Source organism: Actinomadura sp. 6N118 (genome assembly GCF_044326415.1).
GTDB lineage: Bacteria > Actinomycetota > Actinomycetes > Streptosporangiales > Streptosporangiaceae > Spirillospora.
This window is the reverse complement of record NZ_JBIRAZ010000031.1, coordinates 21,183-43,542: the sequence shown is the minus strand read 5'-3', so window position 1 is coordinate 43,542 and position 22,360 is coordinate 21,183. Positions and strand designations below refer to the sequence as shown.

Genomic DNA, 22,360 nt, shown 5'->3' with positions numbered 1-22,360 from the left:
CGGTATGAACCCTTCCTGCCCGGGTTCTCTCCGTTTTCCGGTCCGTACGGGCTTGGGTAACTCACACGCTTCCTCGTTCGACTGGGGTACGGCTCTGCGTCGTCCGAGACTACTGCTCACGTCGGTAGCGGTGTGACCGCCGTGCTCGGCCGGCCCGGCAAAGGGCCACTTGAACAGGCAAAATGCCCGCCTTGTCCTAATGTCTACCCCTCGGAGCCAGCACAGCCAGCTCCTCAGGCGATCCTTAGCCTCCGGTACGCAAGCCACCCCATATTGGGTTCATCCACCAAAAGAGAGAGCGTGGCGGGCCCCCACAAGGGAGGCCCGCCACGCTCACGTTCAGCCCGTCAACCACTACGAATGGCGACCGGCGTCACTCCTCTGATCGATAGCCGGAAGGAAGGAAGAAGGCCCGCTGTGTTTGTTGCTGATTCGGGAACGGCGGGTCCTCATTGTCGCCAGGACCGTCGCCGCCTCGGCGGCAGGCCGGGTACTGCTGCGCCTTGTCCGGGTGCGCGTCGCACCACCAATCCGGCGGGGGCACGTCCGGCGGCTTGTTCGGGTCGCAGTTGCCGTCCGGTATGGGCGACTGGCATGCCGGCTTGTCGCGCGGATCCTCCGGATCGCGGGGGTCGTTGGGGTCGTCCTTGCACCGCGGGTCGTCCTTGAAGATCGGGTACTTGCAGAAGTCGGGCTTTTCGTCCTCGCCCTCGTCCTTTTCCTTCTTCTTCGGCAGCTGGGCGTACTTGTGGACGGTGCCATCCATCGACGCCGGCGGGAACGGCTGGACCTCAAGGCCCTTGGTCGCATTGGCCATGTAGGCCTGCCAGATGCGGGCCGGCACCGTGCCACCCTGGACGTTGACGCCCGGAATCTCGAGGGACTTCTTGCGCTTCAAGCGCTTGTCGTACTTGTCGTTGAACACGGTGACCGAGGTGGAGATCTGCGGCACGTACCCCACGAACCAGGTCGCGACGTTGTTCTCCGTCGTACCCGTCTTGCCGGCAGCAGGACGGTCGGGAAGCTTCGCCAGGGTCCCGGTGCCGCCCGTGACAACCTTCTGCATGGCGTAGGTGGCCTTTGCCGCGACGTCCTCGTCGAAGATCTTCCGCTTCTCTTCCCACTTCAAAGTCTTGCCGGACTTGGTGCGGTACTGCGATTTGTTGTCCTTGTTCAAAACCTTCTTGATGACGTGCGGCTTGTGGTAAAAACCGCCATTGGCGAACGGGGCGTATCCCGCTGCCTGCTCGATCGCCCGGATGTCGTTGATCCCGAGGAAGAGACCACCGGCCCCCTTATAGGGCGTCATCAAATTGTCCGCGACACCGGCGTCGCTCGCCATCTGGACCACCTTGTCGCTGCCGACCTTGAAGCCCAGTTGCACGAAGGCGGTGTTGTTGGACCACTGGGTCGCCTCGATGAGGTCGACGGCTGGCTTCTGGTGGCTTGTGCGAACGGCATATCCACCCGTCCCCTTGGGCACGACGTCGCCGTTAGTGTTGAGGGGCACCATCGACCTGCCGTCGACAAGGCTCTTCAGGCTGTACCCGTTATCCAAGGCGGCGGCGAGAACGTACGGCTTCATCGCCGAACCCGCCTGCGCCTGCCCCTGCCACACGTTGTCGAACGCCTGGGTCAGGTAGTCCGGCCCGCCGTAGAAGGCCTCCACCTCGCCGTTCCTGGTATTGACGGAGACAAGCCCGACGCGCACGTTCTCCTTGGCGAGCTTCTTCGGGCTCAACCCAGTGATGGTCTTCTCGGCCGCGACCTTCGCCATCTTCATCTTGTCCGGGTCGAAGGTGGTATAGACCCGCAGGCCCTGGGTGGTCAGCGTTTTGCTATCGATGCCCTGGCGCTCCAGCTCCAGCTTCGCGCGCATGAGCATGTAGCCCTTCTGCCCGCCGAAGGTGTTTCCGGTCGCACCCGCAGCCTTGGGGGTGGGCATTTCCGCCTTGTAGGCGGCAGCCTGCGCAGCCGACAGCTTGTTCATGGTGACCAGGCCGTTGAGCGTGTATTCGTACCGCTCCTTGATCCAGTTCTTGTTCTTCGCCGCGGCCGGGTCCCGGTTGGGGTTCTGGATCAGGCCGGCGAGGAAGGCTGCCTGCTCACGCGTGAGGTCCCACACGTTCACCTTCGGGCCGAAGTACTCGCGGGAGGCGGCCTGGACGCCGTAGGTGTCACGGCCGAAGTAGATGGTGTTGAGGTAGTCCGCGAGGATTTCGTCCTTCTGGTACCTCTGCTCGAGCTTGATCGAGATGAAGAGCTCTTTGAACTTCCGGCTCATCGTCCGGTTTTCGATGTCGGAGTAGTAGTTCTTGGCCAGCTGCTGGGTGATCGTGGAGCCACCGCCCTGGCCTCCGTTGAGGTTGACCCACACGGCCCGCCCGGTGCCCTTGATCGAGATGCCGCCCTTGTCACTGCGGAAGCTGCGGTTCTCCGCCGCGAGCACGGAATCCTGGACGAAGTCCGGCACCTTGCCCCTCGTGGGCTTCTCGCCCGGTGCGCCCAGCTGGACGATCTCCCGCTTCTTGCCGATCCGGCCGAGCTCCGCCTTCCCGCCGGCGTAGTAGAAGATCGAAGCCTGGTCGGCGACACCCTCGTTCGTCGGCTTGGCGGGCAGCGGGGTCTTGGCGTAGGCGACCGCGACCAGCGTGCAGACGGCGGCGAAGCCGAGGAGCATGACTCCCAGGACCGCTCGCCACGGAGGCAGATAACGACGCCAGCCTTTCCGCTTGAGCCCCGGACCGAGCAGGATCCGCTTCCAGCCGGTGCGTCCGACGGGGTCGTTCGGGCCGCCAGGGCCACCGGGACCGCCTGGGCCGCCGGGCCCACGGCCACCGGGACCGCCAGGGCCTCGACCGGGGCGGCCGTTGCCGTTAGGACCGCGACCATTGGGACCGGGGCCGCGACCGTTAGGGGCGCCGCCCAGCCTGCCGGGACCTCCGGTGCGTGGAGCGCCAGGGCGCGGCGGGGCCTCGGCACGTGACGCCGCGCCAACACCGGCGCCGGCTCCGGCACCCACGCGAGCCGGAGCTCCAGGGGCGCCCGGGGCGCCGGGGCGACCGGGGGCACTAGGGCCGCCGGTGGCACCGGGACGGCCATTGCCGCCAGGGGCACCGGGACGGCCGTTGCCATTGGGGCCAGAACGTGGTGCGCCACCGGGGCGGCCTATGCCGTTCGGCTGCCCGGAACCGTTGGGGCCGCCGGGACGACCCGCTGGGGCGCCTGGTCGACCGGGCGCACTGGGGGCACCGGGTCGGCCGGGGCCATCGGGACCTGCGGCCGCGCCGCGGGCACCGGGGCGTCCGGGCGTGGCGGAGGGCTGGGGGGCTCCCGGCCGAGCGGGGACGCCTGGCTGGCCGGGGCGGGGATTCTGCTGCCCGCCCGGCCGCGGCGACCCGGGTTCTGGTCGGGGCTGGCTTGGATTACTCACGCGACCTCATCAACGGGGGTAACGGCTGGTGCGTCGTCCGAAGAGTACTGTGCAGGCTGGTGAGCGGGTGACGGCCGTGCACGGATATGACGCCCTGACATGGGCCGTCCTCGCTGGTTGCGAGGCCGCCTGGGGGCTATCCCCGCTGGCTGCGGGGTTCCTGCCCATGGCCGAGGACGTATGACACCGACAGGTGATTCCAGGCGCAACCTTGGCACACTTCGACCACATAGACCCTGAATTCTCCGTATTCACGGTCCATGTCGGCAAGATCGGCTGTCGCCTTGACCCTGCCTTCGTAACGGCCCAGTTCGTCTCCGTATACATACGTGACGTGGGTAAGGCGCTCGCGCGCGCAGACGGGACAGGGCTGATCGGTGGGTTCGCCGTGATACCTGGCCGCGCGGAGGAGATAGGGGTGGGCGTCACAGGCGTCATCCCTGGTCAGCGCACCGGAGCGTAGCTCGGCCAGGGCTGCTCGCTTCGCGAGGCCGTAGTCCACGACCAGCCTCGGTCTCATGGGAGGTAGCTCCGACCCCACATGCCAGCAGGGTACGGCCCGGATCCCGCCTTTGGAAGATCACGTAGAGGCCGCGGCGCCCTCGCGACTTGCCAGGACCGGCGCCGGTACGTATCGTTCAGATGTATCGAGTCGATACATTCGCTCGATACATCTAGTTGAGACATCGGCTCTGCGGGAGTGGGACATGAGCAGTAGGAAGGGACAAGGCGTGCTCGAGCTCGCCGTGCTCGGCCTGCTGCACGAGTCCCCGATGCACGGGTACGAGCTGCGCAAGCGGCTCAACACCCTGCTGGGCATGTTCCGCGCCTTCTCGTACGGCTCGCTCTACCCGTGCCTCAAGCAGCTCCTCGCCAACGGGCTGATCATTGAGGACCGGCCAGAGCATGACGTGCCCCTGGCGCTCCAGAGCCGCCGCTCGAAGATCGTCTACAAGCTCACCGCCGAGGGCAAGGAGCGTCTGCAACAGCTCCTCACCGAGGCCGGTCCGGCGTCGTGGGAGGACGAGGGGTTCGGCGTGCACTTCGCCTTCTTCTCGCACACCCGCGCCGACGTCCGGCTGCGGATCCTGGAAGGCCGGCGCAGTCGGCTGGAGGAACGCCTGGAGGGTGTGCGCGCCGCGTTGGCGCGGACCCGTGAGCGGGTGGACAGCTACACCCTCGAGCTCCAAAACCACGGGCTCGAGTCCGTCGAACGCGAGGTCAGGTGGCTCAACGAGCTCATCGGGCGCGAGCGGGCGGAGCAACAACAGCAAGCGCAGCAAGAGCAAACTCAGACTTCGAATACGACTCAGGACATGCCTCGGGAGACGGACCGCTGATCGCGGTTCCCTGCTTCCCTCGGGGTCGGGTGAAGAACACCACATGTTCCGCAAGAGAGAATGGAGCAACCGGATGGGTTCGGTGCGCGTAGCCATCGTGGGTGTGGGCAACTGCGCCTCTTCGCTCGTCCAGGGTGTCGAGTTCTACAAGGACGCGGCGCCCGAGACGCGAGTCCCCGGCCTGATGCATGTTCAGTTCGGCGACTACCACGTCGGTGACGTGGATTTCGTCGCGGCCTTCGACGTGGACGCGAAGAAGGTGGGCATGGACCTCTCCGAGGCCATCCACGCCAGCGAGAACAACACCATCAAGTTCGCCGACGTCCCGCCGACCGGCATCACCGTTCAGCGCGGCCACACCTTCGACGGCCTCGGCGAGTACTACCTCGACATGGTCGAGGAGTCCGACGCCCAGCCGGTCGATGTCGTGCAGGCGCTCAAGGACGCGCAGGTCGACGTGCTGGTGTCCTACCTGCCGGTGGGCTCGGAAGAGGCCGACCGCTTCTACGCCCAGTGCGCCATCGACGCCAAGGTCGCCTTCGTGAACGCCCTGCCGGTGTTCATCGCCAGCGACCCCGAGTGGGCCCAGAAGTTCACCGACGCCGGTGTCCCGATCGTCGGCGACGACATCAAGTCCCAGGTCGGCGCGACCATCACGCACCGCGTGATGGCCAAGCTGTTCGAAGACCGCGGCGTGGAGCTGCTGCGCACGTACCAGCTCAACTTCGGCGGCAACATGGACTTCATGAACATGCTGGAGCGCAAGCGCCTCCAGTCCAAGAAGATCTCCAAGACCCAGTCGGTCACGTCCCAGATCCCGCACGAGATGGCCAAGGCCGACGTGCACATCGGCCCGTCCGACCACGTGCCGTGGCTGGACGACCGCAAGTGGGCCTATGTCCGCCTGGAGGGCAAGTCCTTCGGCGACACCCCGCTCAACCTGGAGTACAAGCTCGAGGTCTGGGACTCGCCCAACTCGGCCGGCGTCATCATCGACGCGGTCCGCGCCGCCAAGATCGCCAAGGACCGCGGCATCGGCGGCCCGATCCTGTCGGCCAGCTCCTACTTCATGAAGTCACCGCCCGAGCAGTACAACGACGACCAGGCCCGCGACGCCGTCGAGGCCTTCATCCGCGGCGACATCGAACGCTGACGTCGAACGCTGAGACGTTGAGCACGGACGTCGAACGCTGACGCCGAGCGCCGGCTGAGAGCCTGATCACAAAGCTCCTCAAGGACGCCCTGACAGTGGACATCACTGTCAGGGCGTCCTTACTTCTATAGGGAAATGGTGATGTAGCGGCCGTTGTCACGCTCTGGCCCTACTCTGGCACCGCTAGTGATGGCCGTTGCCGGTCGGTCGGTGGAGGAACGGGATGGCGCGCGAGGCACTGAGGGCGACTGCGAGGCTGGCGAGGGCGACTGCGAGGCTGGTGGGGCTCGCAGTGGGGCTGACCGCATGCGGGGGCGGCGGCGACTCCGGTGGCCCGACCACCGGCCCGCCGGCGAACGGCGGCACGCTCCGGGTCATCGGGTCGTCCGACGTCGACCACCTCGACACTGCCAGCGCCAACAGCACCGGCTCGCACGGCCTCAACCGCACCTACGCGCGGACCCTCTTCGGGACCCGGGCCTCCAACGACTTCAAGGAGTCCGTGCCGGTGCAGGCCGACGTCGCGGCCAAGGTACCGAGCAAGGAGAACGGCGGCATCAGCAAGGACGGCCGCACGTACACGGTCAAGCTCCGCAAGGGCGTCCAGTGGAACACCAGCCCGCCGCGCCCGGTCGTCGCCGCTGACTTCGTCCGCGGATTCGAGCGGCTATGCAATCCTGCCTCCCCGGCGGGCGGCATCGGCTACTACGTCTCCACGATCCGCGGGATGAAGGACTACTGCCGCGGCTTCGCGAAGGTGAACGCGAACGACCCCGCCGCCATCGCCGCGTACCAGAACAGGCACACGATCCCCGGCATCCAGGCGAAGGGCGACGACACGCTCGTCTTCAAGTTGCGGCAACCGGCGAGCGACTTCCTCAACCTGCTGACGTTGCAGTTCACCGCCGCCGCACCCAAGGAGTACGACGAATACGTGCCGGACAGCCCGCAGTTCCGGCAGCACACCATCTCCAACGGCCCGTACCAGATCACCTCCTACAAGCCCGGCCTCTCCTACGTGCTGAGCCACAACCCGGCCTGGCGGCAGGAGACCGACCCGCTGCGCGAACGCCACGTTGAGAAGATCCAGCTCACCCTCGGGCAGGAGTCGCCTGACGCCGTCCAGCTACAGCTCGAACAGGGCACCGCCGACCTTTCCTGGGACCAGCCGGTGCCGGTCACCGCGATCGCCCGGCTGCGCCGGGCCCGGGACGAACGCTTCGCCATTCGCGACACTCCCAGCAGCAGCCCGTACCTGGTCTTCAACACGCGCGGCCGGACAGGCGGCGGCGCGCTGGCCCGGCGTGAGGTGCGCCAGGCACTGCAGTACGCGGTCGACCGGACGGCGCTGATCAAGATTGTCGGTGGCCCGGAGGTGGCCGAGCCACTGCACACGATCATCCCGCCGGGGAACGCAGGTCACTTCGCCTCCAACCGTTACGCCACCGCAGGCGAAAGCGGCGACCCGGCCAGATGCCGCCTGCTGCTCGCCAAGGCGAAAGCGCCGAAGGACCTGACCCTCAACTTCCCGTACCGCGTGCAAGGCACCCACAAGCGGATCGCCGAAGCCATCAAGGAGAACCTCGGCGCCTGCGGGGTGAAGGCCAAGCTCATCCCCGACACTGGCGGCAACTACTACGGCGAGACGCTCGCCGACCCGGCCAAAGCCCGGGAGGGTGTCTGGGACATCGCTGCCCCCGGCTGGACGCCTGACTGGTACGGCAACAACGGTCGTTCGCTCATCCAGCCCTTGTTCGACGGCCGCGCCTACGGGCCGAACTCCACCAACTTCGGTGGCTACGACAACCCGCAGGTCAACGCCCTCATCGACAGTGCCCTCACGGCACCGGACCAGGGCCGCGCCGCCGGTTACTGGCAGCTCGCCGACCAAAAGATCATGGAGGACGCGGCCATCATCCCCCTGCTCAACCGATCCCTCCCGATCTTCCACTCCGCCCGCGTCCGCGGTGCCCGGTACCTCCCGACCGCCACCGGCTACGACTACACCCGCCTCTGGCTGTCCCGCTGACGTAACCCAGATCACCACCGCCACACGTTGCGATGACGCCGCCCGTCCCTGACCACCTCGCAGTCCGCACCTGACCACCTCGCAGTCCGCCCCTGACCACCTCGCCGGGAGCATGGAGGGAGTGCGCGTAGGGTGATCCGATGAGGGCGAGCGAGCTGCGGATGATCCTGCGTGGGCGGGATTTCCGGCGGCTGTACGCGACGCGCCTGATCTCACAGCTCACCGACGGCGTCTTCCAAGTCGCGCTGGCCGGGTGGGTGTTCTTCTCGCCCGAACGGCAGACCTCGGCGGGCAAGGCGGCCGCCGCGTTCGCCGTGACGCTGCTGCCCTACTCGGCGCTCGGCCCGTTCGCCGGGGTGTTCATCGACCGGTGGCAGCGGCGCCAGATCCTGGTGTGGGCGCCGATACTGCGGGCACTGATGGTGATCGCGGTCGCCGCCCTGGTGGCGTTCGGCGACGACGGCATCCCCTTCTTCTTGGGGGTGCTGCTCGTCCTGGGGGTCAATCGGTTCTTCCTGGCGGCACTGTCCGCGGCGCTTCCGCACGTCGTACGCCGCGAGCATCTGGTGACCGCCAACGCGTTCGCGGTCACCTCGGGGACGATCGTGGCGTTCATCGGCGCCGGCGTCGGATATCTGCTGCGGCAGGTGTTCGGCGCGGATCACAACGGCGCCGCGCTGATCCTGCTCTGCGCGGCCGGGCTCTTCATGCTGGCCGGAGTCGTCGCCACGAGCCTGCCGCGCCAGTTGCTCGGGCCTCATTTGGAGGAGGCTGCGGCGCAGACGCGGGACGCATTGGGGAACGTGCTGCACGGCCTCGTGGACGGAGCCAGGCATCTCCGGGAACGGCCGTCGGCCGCCCTGGCGCTCGGCGCGATCTCGTTCCACCGGTTCATGTACGGCGTCATCCTGATCATGACGCTGCTGCTCTGCCGCAACCACTTCACCACGGACGCCGACGCCGGCCTCGACAAGTTCGCGGTGATGCTCGGGGTCTCCGGGGCCGGCTACTTCGCGGCCGCGGTGATCACCCCGCTGGTCGTACGGCGGATCAGCAAGCAGTCCTGGATCGCCTGGTTGCTGGGCGGGGGCGCGGGAGCCCTGCTGGCATTCGCCACGCCGTTCGCCGAGCCTGCCTGGGCGGCCGGAGCCTTCGCCCTGGGTGTGGTGTCGCAGGGGGTCAAGCTCTGCGTCGACACGATCCTCCAGGAGACGATCGACGATGCCTACCGTGGCCGGGTCTTCGCCGTCTACGACATGCTCTTCAACGCCACGTTCGCGGCGGCGGCAGCGGCAGCGGCCACCTGGCTCCCCTCCGACGGCGTCTCGTACCCGACCCTGGGCTTGGTCATCGTCACGTACGCCCTGGGCGCCGTCGCCTACCGGGCCGCGACCTCCCGCATCACCCGCCACCCGCTGGGCTCGTCGGCTGCCTGAGGTGCGGTCGCAGGCTCAGAGAGATTCGGCGCTCAGAGAGATTCCGTCCTCATAGAGATTCGGCGGCGGCGTACATGGCCTCGGTGATGTGGCCGACCTCGTCCTCGGAGCAGACATACGGCGGCATCGCGTAGATCAGCTTGCCGAACGGGCGGAGCCAGACGCCGTGCTCCATCACGGTCTTCTGGATGGCGGGAACATCGACCGGCTCACGTGCCTCGATGACCCCGATCGCGCCCAGCACCCGGACATCGGCGACGCCCGGAAGATCTCTGGCGTCCTCAAGTCCCGCCGTGAGCAGGGCCTCGATCGTGTCGACCTCCTCGCGCCAGTCGCGGGAGAGCAGGAGGTCGATGGAGGCGTTCGCGGCGGCGGCCGCCAGGGGGTTGGCCATGTAGGTCGGACCATGCATGAGCACCCCGGCTTCGCCCGTGGCGATCCCCTCGGCCACCCGGTCCGTGCAGAGCGTCGCGGCCATGGTCATGTAGCCGCCGGTCATGGCCTTGCCGATGCACATGATGTCCGGGGCGACCTCCGCGTGGTCACAGCCCCAGAACTCGCCCGTACGGCCGAACCCGGTGGCGATCTCGTCGAGGATGAGCAGCAGGCCGTGCTCGTCGGCCAGGTCGCGCAGCGCTCGCAGGTATTCGGGCGCGTAGAAGCGCATGCCACCCGCCCCCTGGGCGATGGGCTCGGCGATGATCGCAGCCAGCTCGCCCTCGTGGGCGGCCACCAGGTCGGCCAGGCCGCTCAGGTACGACTCGTCCGGCTCGGCCTGGTAACCGATCGGGGGCTCCGGGGCGAACACGTGCTGCGGCAGGACGTCGGCGAAGAGATGGTGCATGCCGTTCACCGGGTCGCAGACGGCCATGTCCCCGAACGTGTCGCCGTGGTAGCCGCCGCGCACCGTCAGCAGGCGGTGCCGCTCGGGGCGGCCCTGCGAGCGCCAGTACTGCAGCGCCATCTTGATCGCTACCTCGACGGCGACCGAGCCGGAGTCGGCGAAGAACACCTTGGTGAGGGGCCCCGGGCTGAGGTCGACGAGCTTCTCGGCCAGCCGGATCGCCGTCGGGTGCGTCAGCCCGCCGAACATCACGTGCGCCATCTTGCCCAGCTGGCGCGTGACGGCCGCGTTCATCTCCGGGTGGTTGTGACCGTGGATGGCAGCCCACCAGGACGACATGCCGTCGATCAGCTCGCTGCCGTCCGCCAAGGTCAGATGCACACCCGACGTCGAGACCACGAGCTCGGCCGGGTAGGCGGCGGGCATCGGCGCGTACGGATGCCACACGTGCTCGCGGTCGTACGCCAGCAGGCGCTCGGTCTCCTGCGGGCTCATCCGGCCGAGCCTGAGCTGGATCATGACTCCTCGCCCTCAGCGCTACGGCCCTCGCCCTCAGCGGAACGGCCCTCGCCCTCAACGGTCCGGTCCTTGCCCTCGGCGCCGCTCGTCGGGGTGCCGGTCGCGTCGAGGATGCCCTGGTCGACGGCCCAGCGGCGGAGCTGCTCGATGGCGGCGTCCTTCCCGATGGGACCACGATCAAGGCGGAGTTCGAGCATGTAGCGGTAGGCCTTGCCGACCAGGGGGCTCGGCTTGATGCCGAGGACCTCCTGGATCTCGTTCCCGTCGACTTCGGGACGGATCGCGGCGAGCTCCTCCTCCTCGGAGAGCCGCGCGATCCGTGCCTCGAGATCGTCGTACGTGCGGCGCAGGCGGTCGGCCTTGCGCTTGTTGCGGGTCGTGCAGTCGGCCCGGGTCAGTTTGTGCAACCGCGACAGCAGCGGCCCGGCGTCGCGCACGTACCGGCGTACGGCCGAGTCGGTCCACTCACCCGTGCCGTAGCCGTGGAAGCGGAGGTGCAGCTCGACCAGCCGGGACACGTCTCCGACGACGTCCTTGGGATACCGGAGCTCGGTGAGCCGCTTGCGGGTCATCTTGGCGCCAACGACCTCGTGGTGGTGGAACGACACCCGCCCGCCGGCTTCGAACTTCCGGGTCCTGGGCTTGCCGATGTCGTGCAGCAGCGCCGCCAGCCGCAGGACGAGATCCGGTCCGTCTTCCTCCTGCGCGATCGCCTGCTCCAGAACGATCAGCGAGTGCTCGTACACGTCCTTGTGCCGGTGATGCTCGTCGATCTCCAGCCGCAGCTTGGGCAGCTCGGGCAGCACCATGGCGGCCAGTCCGCTGTCCACCAGCAGGGCCAGGCCTTCCCGGGGATACGTCCCGCAGACCAACTTCGAGAACTCGTCACGTACGCGTTCAGCGGAGACGATCTCGATCCGTCCCGCCATGTCGTTCATGGCCTGGACGACGTCGGGCGCCACGGCGAAGCCAAGCTGGGAGGCGAAGCGCGCCGCCCGCATCATCCGCAGCGGGTCGTCGCTGAACGAGTCCTCGGGGCGGCCGGGTGTCCTCAGGACCTTGCGTCGCAGATCGGTCAGCCCGCCGAACGGGTCGACGAACTCGTGCCCCGGCAGCCGCGCCGCCATGGCGTTGGCCGCGAAGTCGCGGCGGCGCAGGTCCTCGACGAGCGAGGTGCCGTACGAGACCTCGGGCTTGCGGGACTTGGGGTCGTACGACTCGCTGCGGTAGGTCGTGATCTCCAGCTCGTAACCGTTCTTGCGGAGCCCCACCGTGCCGAACTCGATGCCGATCGTCCACACCGTGTCCGCCCAGCCACCGATGATCTCCAGGATCCGGTCCGGCGGCGCGTCGGTGGTCAGGTCGACGTCCTTGCCGGGTCGGCGCAGCAACGCGTCCCGCACCGGCCCGCCGACGAGGGCCAGTTCGTGCCCGGCCGCCGCGAACCGCTCGCCGAGTTCGTCGGCGACCGGCGCGACCTTGCGGAGCAGCTCGGCGATCGCGACGCGCTGCGGCTGCGAAGTCTGCGACTCCGGCGGCTCGGGAACCGGTCGCGACAACGGCGACTGCTGCGGCAGCTGTGGCTGACGCGGCTTAGGCGAAGCAGGCGGCTTGGGCGAAGGCGGCGGCTTAGGCGAAGCCGGCGGCTCCGGTGACGGCCGCGTCGGCTGGGAGCGCTCCGACAGCTCATGCGGTTCCGGGGTGGCGTTCTCTTCAGGCACGACCATCGAGCGTATTTCCTTGCTGGGCGGCTGACAAAAGACTTTGGGACGTTCCGGACCGCGAAGAAAGGTAAGACGCCTCTTCACACGTCGCGATCCCCGAGTTACGTTCTGGACACCCCGAAGAGGACGCTCGCGTGGCCGCCGGTCCGTCGGACCAACGGTAGCGGGGGCGGGCGGGGCGATCGTCACTGCACGGCGCCGGAGCGTGGTTCGCGGGCGCACCGGTGTGTAGTTCGCGGGTGCACAGGCCACACAGGCCACACGGAACGCAAGGAGAGGGTAAAACCCACCACCGTGGGTATGTGGGGAGATCCGACAGCGGAGCGGGAGACGGGGGCGAAGAGAGTCACATCGGGGGTGTGCGGGGACTACCCCGCAGGACGGAGCTGAAGAGATGAAGGACGCTCTCACCATTCACCGCGCGCTTCTCGAACGGGAGACGCTGCACGAGATCGTGCGGCTCCCCGCGGCGATCGCGCACGCCGACGAACTGCCCAGATCACTGGGACTTCCAGCTGGCCGGTGCCTGGTGACGCGCGTCTACGCCTGTAACGACGTCCACCGGGGTTCACGTTTCCTGGTGGGAGTGATCGTCCCGGCGGGCGTGCGTCCGCCGGCTGAGCGGGTCCGCCTCGCCGTCGGCGCGCGGCTGATCCGCCCGGCCCGGCCCGACCTTGTCAACACCGTCACCGAGTACGCGGCGGGCCTGGTCTGCCCGCTGCTCCTACCGGAGTCGATGCCGCTGCTGATCGATGAGGAGACCGTCGGCGAGCTTCCGGTGGACGACGTCGTCTACACGGCGACCGGCGAGGCCTCCACCGCACTCGGGATCCGTGCCCTGGACCTGTTCGCGCTCAGCGGCGCGAAACCAGTCGATCTGAGCAACGGCCAGATGGCCGGCGAGAATGCCGCCGAGTCCAAGGCAGGCGGGCAGGCCGCAGAGCCCAGAGCACGCGGGCAGATCGCCGAGCCCAGGGCACGCGGTCAAGCCGCCGAGGCTAAGGCGCGCGGGCAGGCCGCAGAGTCCAAGGCGCGCAAGCAGGCCGGCGGGCAGGCCACCGGACCTGTGACGGGCGGCCGTGTTCCGCTGGCCTTTCTGGGCACTTGGCACGGCCACATTCGCTGATCCAGCAGATCGGACGTATCGGATCCCCGATTTGGATCTGCATTGGATCCCGGATTGGATCTACGGAGGTGGCCAGGAAGGTCTGACGGCACCCCTGTCACGGCTAACATCGAGGCCGTGATGCGGGAATGCGACGCCCGCTGCCCTCGGGTGGCCCGCCCGGCGGCCGGCAGCCTCCGGGTGGACGGCACCCGGGCGGACGGCTCTCAGGTGGACGGCCCTCGGGTGGATATGGCGTGAGAACGTTCGAACGCGCGGCCGCGCTGGCCGCCGCCCTCTCCTGCGTCATGGTGTCGGCGACGCCGGTCCTCGCCGACCCCCGCGACGGCGACCGGCAACGCGCCTCCGGGCAAACCTCCCGCCAGACCCAGACCCAGGCCCGCGACCAGGTGTCCATCGCCCTGACGAGCGTGTTGCCCAAGTCCGCCAAGCCGACAGGCGCCGACTCCAGAGTCCAGATCTCCGGGACCGTGCAAAACCGTTCCGGCGCGGCGATCAACGGCCTGTCAGTGCGGTTCCGTTACAGCGCCGAACGTGTCGCCAGCCGGGGGCAGCTGGCCCAGTACGCCGGGAGCCAGCCGTCCCTCCTGCGAGGCGTAGGCGTCCCCAGCGTGCCTTTCAGTGTCAAGGCCCTGCCGCAGGCGGCCGTGGCCAACGGCAAACAGGACTTCACGGTCGGTCTCACCACCCGCCAGATGGGGCTGGACGAGTTCGGGGCGTATCCCGTCGGTGTCGAGGTCTACGACGCCACCGGCCGGGTCCTCGGCGGCCAGACGACCTTCATCACGTACGTTCCGGCCGGCCGGCCGACCTTCAGGCCGGTGAAGGTGGCGTGGATCTGGCCGATCGTCAGCGGGATCCACCGTGCCAACGACGAGACTTTTATCGACGACCAGTTGGCGAAGGAGGTCGGCCCGGGCGGACGGCTGACCAATCTGGTCAACGAGGCCGCGCGGAGCAGGACGCCGCTGACCTGGGCGATCGACCCGGCGGTGCTGGACGACGCGCAGGCCATGAACGCCAAGGGCGGCTATTCGCTGAAGCTGAGCGGCCGCAAGAAGGCGACCAAGCGCCCCCAGAACGCGGCCGGCGTCGACTGGACGAAGTCCTTGAAGGAAGCCTCGAAGTCGGAGCCCCTTCTCAACTTGCCGTACGCCGACCCTGACGCCGTGGCGTTGGTCCGCCACAAGCTCGGAGCGCACATCAACACCGCGTACAAGAACGCCAAGCAGGTCACCGCCGCAACCCTGCAGCGGCAACCGGACGTCCAGATGGCCTGGCCACCGTCTGGTGCGGCCGGGCGTGGCACGCTCGACCAGCTCGCCAAGTCAGCAGGCCTCTCTCCCAAGTCCGGCGCGTTCGTGATGAGCAGCCGCGACTTCCCCGTGCAGAAGGCGACACCGAGCGCTACCACGACCGTGCCGACCGGCCAGGGCGCGAGGCGTGCCGTCGTCTACGACGAGGGGCTCAGCGACATCATCAGCGGCGATAGCCGTTCACCGCACGCGGCCTCGCTGATCGAGCAGCGGTTCCTGGCTGAGACCGCCACGATCACAGCGGAGGCGCCAGAGGTGCCCCGCACGCTCGTCGTCGCCCCCAACCGGCGCTGGGACCCGAACCCCAAGCTGGCCCGCAAGCTGCTGGAGTACACGGCGACCGCCAAATGGCTCAACGAGCGGACGAGTCTGCGTGAGATCGCTCAGACACGACCGGTCGACCGGACTTACGCGGGCTATTCCGACGCGTACGAGCGGTATGAGCTCGGCAAGAACTACCTGGCCGAGGTGCAGGGCATCGCCAGGCGCGCCGTGACCTTCCGCTCGATCCTGGACCCGCCGGTCAACACCTACGAACGCGGCGTCCTGCGCATGGAGTCGTCGTACTGGCGCAGCCGCTACTCGCGGTCGGTGCGCGCCCGGGACGAACTGAAGCTGGGGCTCAAGGACGACATGGACGGGCTGCACGTCGTCTTGGGGACCAACAAGCGGATCTCACTCGCCGGAACATCAGGCCGGAACATCGTCACCATCGCCAACGATCTGCGCGGCCGGAAAGTCAGGTTCCGGGTCGTCTTCACCTCCCAGAGTCCCGGTCTGCGGATTGGCAAGCTCCAGCCCGCGAACGAGCGCGTGATCGCGCTGAAATCGGGCGAGAAGCGCCAGATCTTTGTCCCCCTTCAGGCGTCGGGCAACGGCAACTTCAAGATGGTCGTGCAGCTGATGACCCCCACGGGCGAGCGGGGCAGGGTGTACGGCACGCCCACCGAGATCACGGTCCGGAGCACGGAGTACGGCAGGGAGGCCTTGCTCATCACGGGCGGCGCACTTGCCGTACTCTTCGTGGGCGTCGGAGTGCGGGCCATGCGAGCAAGGCGCCGCCGGAAAGCGGAGGCAGCCGGTGACGGGTCGACCGGAGTGGGACCAGCAGGGACGACCGGACCCCAGGGGTCAGGGTTCCCCGGCGACGGGTCCGGGTACCCCGCCGAGCCAGCATTCCCCAGCGGGCCCGAATTCCCCGGCGGGACCGGGTTCGACCGGGAGGCCCGAGCCGGGACCGGGTTCGAGACCGGGACCGGGGCGGAGTTCGGCCGAGAGGCCGGGTTCGACGGGCCGGCCGGGCCCGATGGAGACTCCGGGTCCGGGCACGGGTCACGCGGGGACTCCAGGTCCCCCGGGGACTTCGGGGCAAGCGGGGACTCCGGGTCACGCGGGTCCGGGCCGTCCGAGGACCGGGCCGGGCTCACCGGCGGATCCCCGGGGGACGGGCCGTCCACCTTCGGCCGCTGGGATGGAAACCAGAGTTGATCTTCCGGCTGCCGTTGCGGGTGCCGGGGCCCAGCAGACGCGCGTAGACCTTCCCGTCGGCGCACCGGGCGCTCCTGGCGGACCTGGCGCTCCTGGACCAGGCGAGGCGGGAGGGCCTGGCGGCGAGCCGCCGCCTGGCAATGGCACCTCGGGGCTGCTGCGGTCTGGGGCGATCATGGCCGTGGGGACGCTGGCGTCCCGGGTCACCGGATTCCTGCGTACCGCCATGCTGGTGGCCGCCCTCGGCACCGGCGCGGTCGCGGACGCCTACAACACCGCCAACACCGTCCCGTTCATCGTCTACGACCTGCTGCTGGGCGGGATCCTGACCGCGGTGGTCGTCCCGCTGATCATTCGCGCGCGGGAACGTGACAGCGCGTACGGCGAGCAGTACGAGCAGCGGCTGTTCACGCTGGCGGTGCTCGGACTGTCGGTGATCACGGCGATCGCGGTGCTCCTCGGGCCGGTGTTCATCAGCATCTACGGCGGCAAGATGGAGGGCGACCAGCGCGATCTCGCGGTGCTCTTCGCCCGGCTGTTCGCGGTGCAGATCTTCTTCCTCGGCGTGAGCGCGTTCTCCGGCGCGATCCTCAACACCCGCAAACGGTTCGCGGCGCCGATGTGGGCGCCGGTCCTCAACAACATCGTCATCTGCTGCACGGCGGCCGCGTTCCTGCTGGTCAGCACCGGCAAGGTGACACCCGAGTCGATCTCCTCCCGGCAGATCACGCTGCTGGCGGCGGGCACGATCGGCGGCATGGCGTTGCAGACACTGGCGCTGTGGCCGTCGTTGCGCGGCTCGGGGTTCCGCTGGCGCCCCCGGCTCGACTTCCGCAAGGGCGAGCTGGGGCAGATGGGCCGGATGGCGATCTGGACCCTCGCGTACGTGACGATCACGCAGATCGGCTTCGCGGTGACCACCCGGCTGGCGAACGCGGCGGGCGTGGAAGGGCGCCAGGAAGGCATCGGGGACGTCGGCTACACCCCGTACTTCAACGCCTACCAGCTCTTCCAGCTCCCGTACGCGATCATCGGCGTGTCGGTGATCACGGCGCTGCTGCCGCGGATGAGCGAGCACGCGGCCGCCGGGCGCATGGCCGAGGTCCGCGACGACTTCTCCAATGGCCTGCGGCTCTGTTCCGCGGTGATCCTCCCCGCCGCCGCGCTGATGGGCGTCCTCGCTTCCGAGATCACCACCGTGCTCTTCGCCCACGGCAACACCAGTGCGAGCGACGCCATGGTCATCGCCAACGTCCTGCGCGCCTTCGCCATCGCGCTCGTTCCGTTCGCCGCGTACCAGCTCATGCTGCGGGTCTTCTACTCGATGCAGGACACCCGCACCCCCACGTTCATCAGCGTCGCCGTCGTCGCCACCAACATCGCGTCGTCGATCACGATGTACAGCGTGCTGCCCACCGACAAGATCATCGTCGGTATCGCCAGCGGCTTCGCGGTCGCCCAGACGGCCGGGGCGATCGTGGGCTGGGTGATCCTGCGCCGACGCCTCGGCGGCATGGACGGACGCCGCGTCTTCACGACGTACCTGAAGCTGGCGGTGGCGATCTGGCCGCTCATCGGCTTCGCGTACGCGACACACGCGGTCATCGACGCCACCCTGGGCCTGGGGCTGCCGGCCGGCCTGCTCGCCCTGGCCGTCGGCAGCGCCGGCGGCGGGGTGCTCTACTTGTTCTTCGCGAAACTGCTGCGCGTCGGCGAAGTTCAGTCGATGATCTCAATGGTCGCCGGCCGCCTGCCTGGTCGCGGCTGAGTGGGGTTCCGTGACGGCTGCGTCCAGTGTGACGTGAGGGTAAATCGTGGCAAAGTGCACACGACGCGCGTCGATAAGGCATCCAGCCATCGGTGTAAGCACTACCATGTGGGGGACTACGGCTTGCGGGGCGACACCCTGGGGAACGCAAAGAGGAGGGTCGGAGGCGTAAGCTGCCACGCCACGAACATGACACTTTTGCGCAGGACGTTGCCGTGAGCACGTCAGTCATAGAGCCCGGCACTCGTCTCGCCGGCCGCTACCGCCTTGAGGAGCGCATCAGCGACTCCGGCGGCTCCACGCTCTGGAAGGCCATCGACGAGATCCTGGCTCGCGCCGTGGCCGTCCGGACCTTCGAACCCGACTTCCCCCGCATCACCGAGGTCGTCACCTCCGCCCGCGCCGCCAGCCGGCTCACCGACCCCCGCCTCACCCAGGTCTTCGACGCCGACGACAGCGGCGAGAACGCCTATGTCGTCAGCGAATGGGTCGTCGGCGAGACCCTTGAGCAAATGCTCACCAAGGCGCCACTGGAGCCTGGCCGCGCCGCGACGCTCCTGTTCGAGGCGGCCGAGGCGATGGCCACCGCGCACGCCGCGGGCCTGGCTCATCTCTGCCTCACCCCCCGTGACCTGGTCTGGACGACCGGCGGCACCGTCAAGGTCCTCGGCATCGCCACCGACGCCGTCCTGGCCGACTGCTACTCCGAAGACCCCGCCGCCGAAGACGTCCGCAGCCTGGGCGGCATGCTCTACGCCGCCCTCACCGCCCACTGGCCCGGCGCCGCCGACCGTTCCGGCCTGCCCGCCGCCCCTGAGACCGACGGAGTGCCCCATGCTCCGCGCCAGGTCCAGGCGGGCATCTCCCACCCCCTGAACGCCATCGCCTGCCGCGCCCTCGGCCTCGACGTACCGGGCCAGAGCACGATCGCGACCCCCGCCGAGCTGGCCCAGGCCCTCCGCGGCGTCCCCCGCACACCCCTCCCGCTCTTCGCCGGCCTGGCCGCCTCCCAGCCGCCACAGCCTCCCCCGCCCCGTCAGGCCCGTCCGGCCCGCACACCCACCCCGCCGCCCGCGCAGCCTCCAGCGCCCCGCCCCAGGCCACCTCAGCCGCGCCAGCCCGCATCCCACCGGGCTCAGCCGCAGCCAACCCAGCACCAAGGCGTCCCCTCCGCGCCGACGGCCCCGCACACTGCCCGCAAGCCCATCAGCCGAGGCCTCATGGGCATCGGCGCCGCCGCCCTCACCGTCATCCTCGGCCTGGGCATCTGGGCGATCTCCAACCTCGGCGACGACAACACGGGCAAGAACAACAAAGCCAGCATCAACAATGGCAAAAAGCAAACCGAGCGCACCCGCCCCGCCGCCACCAAACTCGACGTCGTCGGCGCCGAAGGCATGGAGGAGCCCATCGGGGCCCGGCACGACAGCGCAATCGGCAGGAATGCCGATGCCGTCCTCGACGGTCGGTCAAGCACGGAATGGGCCTCGCAGACCTACAGGTCCTCCGACTTCGGCAGGTATTCGAAGGGCTTCGGCGTCCTGCTCGACATGGGGAAGCCCGTCAACGTCTCAGCAGTCAGGATCGAGACTCCCGTCAGCGGAGCACCGATGCAGCTGAGGGTCGGTGACAGCAAGGAGCTCGGCTCCCTCAAAGTCATCGGTAGGAGCCGGTCCGTCGCCGGTGGTTTCAAGATCGACGTAGCGCAGCCGACGAAGGCTCAGTACGTGCTCGTCTGGTTCACCACACCGGTGCCAGCAGGGTTCAAGGCCAAGCTCAGCGACGTCACCGTCTTCGGCTCTGCCACCTGACCTCAGCTCGTACGACGAAAGGGGCCCTCCGCAAGGAGGGCCCCTTTCGTTCAGCAGGTCCGCTCGCTCAGGATTCGCATACGTGGCCATGACCACGAGGCTCACCGGCGACAGTGGTCGTGTCCGCGGTGCTCGCCCGGATCAGTACCCCTTGCTGCACCGTTTGCCGTGGTAGCCGGCACCGCTCCAGTGCTGGATGCACGCGCGAACTTGGTAGCCCTTGCCGTCCCACGCCCAGCCCGTGGTGTACCTCCGTTGGCCGTTCTCAAGCAAGCCAGCCGAGCCGACCTTCCTCCAGGCGCCCTTCTTCCCCTTCTTCCGCTCGAGCATGACCTTGAAGAACGCGTTGTACTCCTCGCTGTTGTAGAAGCGAGCGCGTGCGTACCACTTGCCCTTCCCTCGGTGGTCGATGTCGAGTTTGCCGGTGATGCCCCAAGCTTTAACGACGCGCTTGTTGTAGTAGACCTTCGCCGAGGCGGGGCCGGCGGGAACGACGACGAGCCCTCCGGCCAGGGCTGCGACGGTTAGTGCCGTGATGCCTCGCCTGAGGTGCGATGCCATTGAGTGTGGTCTCCTTCGTCAGGACATCAAGATCAAAAGCACGCTATGGGGCGTCCTGGGAGGGGTCCAGACTCCTCGGGTCGTGTCGCCTTGCCACTTGTGGACGGTAGTTTGGAGGGCGTGATCGACGTAACATCTCCGCCGCGAATGGTGAGGCGGTCATACGAGCTGTGACGTGGGGTCGCACCAGTCGGTATCGTGCCTGTGAGCAGAATGTCCCCTCCCCTCAGGAATCTGTGGTGTCGACCCCAGCAGGCCAGACCGCATCCACGAGCAGGTGCCCATGGCGTCGGTGAGTATGCGGCGTGTGGACGAGGTCCCCGACAAGGAGCTGCTTGCCAGGCACGCTCAGGGAGACCCGCATGCCTTCGCCGAGCTGGTCAACCGGCATCGCGACCGCATGTGGGCGGTGGCGATCCGTACCCTCGGCGACCCCGAGGAGGCGGCGGACGCCCTCCAGGACGCTTGCCTGTCGGCGTTCCGGGCCGCCGGGCGGTTCCGGGGCGACGCGGCGGTCACCACATGGCTGCACCGGATCGTGGTCAACGCCTGCCTTGACCGGCTGCGGCGCAAGTCCGTACGGCCGGCGACACCGATGGGCGACGACGCCACGTTCGACGCCGTGGCGCCGAAGATGCCAGACCCCACGGACGCCCACGGCGTATCGCTTGACGTTCAGTCGGCCCTGTCCCAGCTGCCGTTCGAGCAGCGAGCGGCGTTGATACTGGTCGACATGATGGGCTACTCCGTCGACGACGCGGCCAAGGTGCTGGAGGTGCCGCCCGGGACGATCAAGAGCCGCTGCGCCCGGGGACGCGCGCGACTAGCGCCACTTCTCGTACAACATCGGAACCGACGGGACCGCAAGAACGTCGGAGGTGTGGAAGGAGGTGGCATGCCCTGATGAACCCCGCTCACTATGACTACGACACCCTCGCCGATCTGGCCGAGGGCCTGCTCGAAGACGATCAAGCCGCCTCCGTCAACGCGCACCTCGACACCTGCGCCGAGTGCCGGGACCGATCCGCCGATCTTGCGGACGTCTCCCGGATCCTGGCGGAGGCACCCGTTCCGTCCATGCCCGCCGAGTTGGCCGCACGCATCGACACCGCCATCGCGGCGGAGTCGATGAGCAACGCCACGGTGGTGAGCCTGGAGCAACGGCGCGGAAGGCGGCACTGGCGGATCCTCTCCGCCGCTGCCGCGACGGTGGTAGTGCTCGGCGGCGGAGCTATGGTCGGCAAGGCGGCCCTGAACGGGTCGGGCGATAATGATCATTCGGCGACGGCGCACTCACCCGTCACTGACCGTAAGGATTCCAGTGGCGGTGCCGCAAAGGGTGCGGCCCCGTCGGAACGTACGCAGACGCTCGGTGAGAATGGCCAGCCCAAGGTGACCGGCTCGTACACCGTCTCCCGCAGCGGTACGGATTACCGGCAGGGACAGCTGAACCAGCAGGTGGGGCGCTTGTTCGGCAAGGGTCCCGAGCTGAAGGTCGGCGATGGACAGGCCCCTGATTCACAACTGGCCCAATGTGTCTCGACGATCACCGGGGGGAAGACCCCGGCCCTTGTTGACGTCGCCAAGTACGAAGGCTCGGACGCCACAGTGATCGCATTGGCCGGAGCCAAGCCCGGGACCTGGAACGTCTGGGCCGTAGGCCCGAACTGCTCAGTCCTGAAGCGCGAGTCCGCCTGATCGAAAGCCCTCCTGCCCGCCTCCCCACCCGGAAGCGGCCGGAGGGCTTTCGCATACCCACGGGCCCCGGTACCCCCATGACCACTGACGACCTCGGGGTTTGGGGTGGCGCGT

The 22,360-nt window shown here is 68.3% G+C and carries 15 protein-coding genes; 10 read left to right on the top strand and 5 right to left on the bottom strand.

Features of this window, described 5'->3' with window-relative positions; genetic code table 11:
* Positions 1–373: 373 nt before the first annotated feature.
* Positions 374–2,680 (bottom strand): transglycosylase domain-containing protein, encoded by a 2,307-nt coding sequence (locus ACH34W_RS48770; protein WP_395968095.1) that lies wholly within the window; start codon positions 2,678–2,680, stop codon positions 374–376.
* 889 nt (positions 2,681–3,569) lie between these two features.
* Positions 3,570–3,935, bottom strand: a complete 366-nt coding sequence (locus ACH34W_RS48765) for a DUF5318 family protein (RefSeq protein WP_395968094.1) — start codon at positions 3,933–3,935, stop codon at positions 3,570–3,572.
* Positions 3,936–4,140: 205 nt separating this feature from the next.
* On the opposite strand from ACH34W_RS48765, the gene ACH34W_RS48760 reads away from it, so the two are divergent.
* From ACH34W_RS48760 to ACH34W_RS48745, 4 genes are all read left to right on the top strand, one after another.
* A complete protein-coding gene (locus ACH34W_RS48760) occupies positions 4,141–4,773 on the top strand; it encodes a helix-turn-helix transcriptional regulator (RefSeq protein WP_395968093.1) in 633 nt (210 codons plus the stop codon).
* A 73-nt stretch (positions 4,774–4,846) separates the two neighbouring features.
* Positions 4,847–5,926: an inositol-3-phosphate synthase gene (locus ACH34W_RS48755; RefSeq protein WP_395968168.1), complete on the top strand. Its 1,080-nt coding sequence runs from the start codon at positions 4,847–4,849 to the stop codon at positions 5,924–5,926.
* A 280-nt stretch (positions 5,927–6,206) separates the two neighbouring features.
* Complete coding sequence (locus tag ACH34W_RS48750) at positions 6,207–7,955, top strand: ABC transporter substrate-binding protein (RefSeq protein ID WP_395968092.1); 1,749 nt, start codon at positions 6,207–6,209, stop codon at positions 7,953–7,955.
* A 140-nt stretch (positions 7,956–8,095) separates the two neighbouring features.
* Complete coding sequence (locus ACH34W_RS48745) at positions 8,096–9,391, top strand: MFS transporter (RefSeq protein ID WP_395968091.1); 1,296 nt, start codon at positions 8,096–8,098, stop codon at positions 9,389–9,391.
* A gap of 49 nt (positions 9,392–9,440) precedes the next feature.
* Here ACH34W_RS48745 and ACH34W_RS48740 read toward each other — a convergent pair whose 3' ends face one another.
* Both ACH34W_RS48740 and ACH34W_RS48735 read right to left on the bottom strand, forming a co-directional pair.
* Positions 9,441–10,754, bottom strand: coding sequence for an adenosylmethionine--8-amino-7-oxononanoate transaminase (locus ACH34W_RS48740; protein WP_395968090.1), 1,314 nt, complete (start codon positions 10,752–10,754; stop codon positions 9,441–9,443).
* Entirely contained in the window at positions 10,751–12,244 is a 1,494-nt protein-coding gene (locus ACH34W_RS48735; protein WP_395968167.1) for a CCA tRNA nucleotidyltransferase, read from the bottom strand. The genes ACH34W_RS48740 and ACH34W_RS48735 overlap by 4 nt, the downstream gene beginning before the upstream one ends.
* Positions 12,245–12,872: 628 nt before the next feature.
* On the opposite strand from ACH34W_RS48735, the gene ACH34W_RS48730 reads away from it, so the two are divergent.
* The 4 genes from ACH34W_RS48730 (at position 12,873) to ACH34W_RS48715 (ending at position 19,987) form a co-directional block, all read left to right on the top strand.
* Positions 12,873–13,604, top strand: a complete 732-nt coding sequence (locus tag ACH34W_RS48730; RefSeq protein ID WP_395968089.1) for an aminoacyl-tRNA deacylase — start codon at positions 12,873–12,875, stop codon at positions 13,602–13,604.
* 236 nt (positions 13,605–13,840) lie between these two features.
* On the top strand, positions 13,841–16,408 hold the full coding sequence (locus ACH34W_RS48725; protein ID WP_395968088.1) for a DUF6049 family protein: 2,568 nt from the start codon (positions 13,841–13,843) through the stop codon (positions 16,406–16,408).
* Positions 16,409–16,583: 175 nt separating this feature from the next.
* On the top strand, positions 16,584–18,176 hold the full coding sequence (murJ, locus tag ACH34W_RS48720) for a murein biosynthesis integral membrane protein MurJ (RefSeq protein WP_395968087.1): 1,593 nt from the start codon (positions 16,584–16,586) through the stop codon (positions 18,174–18,176).
* A 215-nt stretch (positions 18,177–18,391) separates the two neighbouring features.
* Complete coding sequence (locus tag ACH34W_RS48715; RefSeq protein WP_395968086.1) at positions 18,392–19,987, top strand: protein kinase family protein; 1,596 nt, start codon at positions 18,392–18,394, stop codon at positions 19,985–19,987.
* A 141-nt stretch (positions 19,988–20,128) separates the two neighbouring features.
* On the opposite strand, the gene ACH34W_RS48710 is transcribed toward ACH34W_RS48715, so the two are convergent.
* Entirely contained in the window at positions 20,129–20,548 is a 420-nt protein-coding gene (locus ACH34W_RS48710) for a hypothetical protein (protein ID WP_395968085.1), read from the bottom strand.
* A gap of 283 nt (positions 20,549–20,831) precedes the next feature.
* Between ACH34W_RS48710 and sigM the strand changes: the two genes are divergently transcribed.
* Both sigM and ACH34W_RS48700 read left to right on the top strand, forming a co-directional pair.
* Positions 20,832–21,452 carry an RNA polymerase sigma factor SigM gene (sigM, locus tag ACH34W_RS48705; protein WP_395968084.1) on the top strand — a complete coding sequence of 207 codons (621 nt, stop codon included), beginning with the start codon at positions 20,832–20,834 and terminating at the stop codon, positions 21,450–21,452.
* Complete coding sequence (locus tag ACH34W_RS48700; RefSeq protein WP_395968083.1) at positions 21,452–22,246, top strand: anti-sigma factor family protein; 795 nt, start codon at positions 21,452–21,454, stop codon at positions 22,244–22,246. Before sigM ends, ACH34W_RS48700 begins: the two co-directional genes overlap by 1 nt.
* The last annotated feature ends 114 nt before the right edge of the window (positions 22,247–22,360 follow it).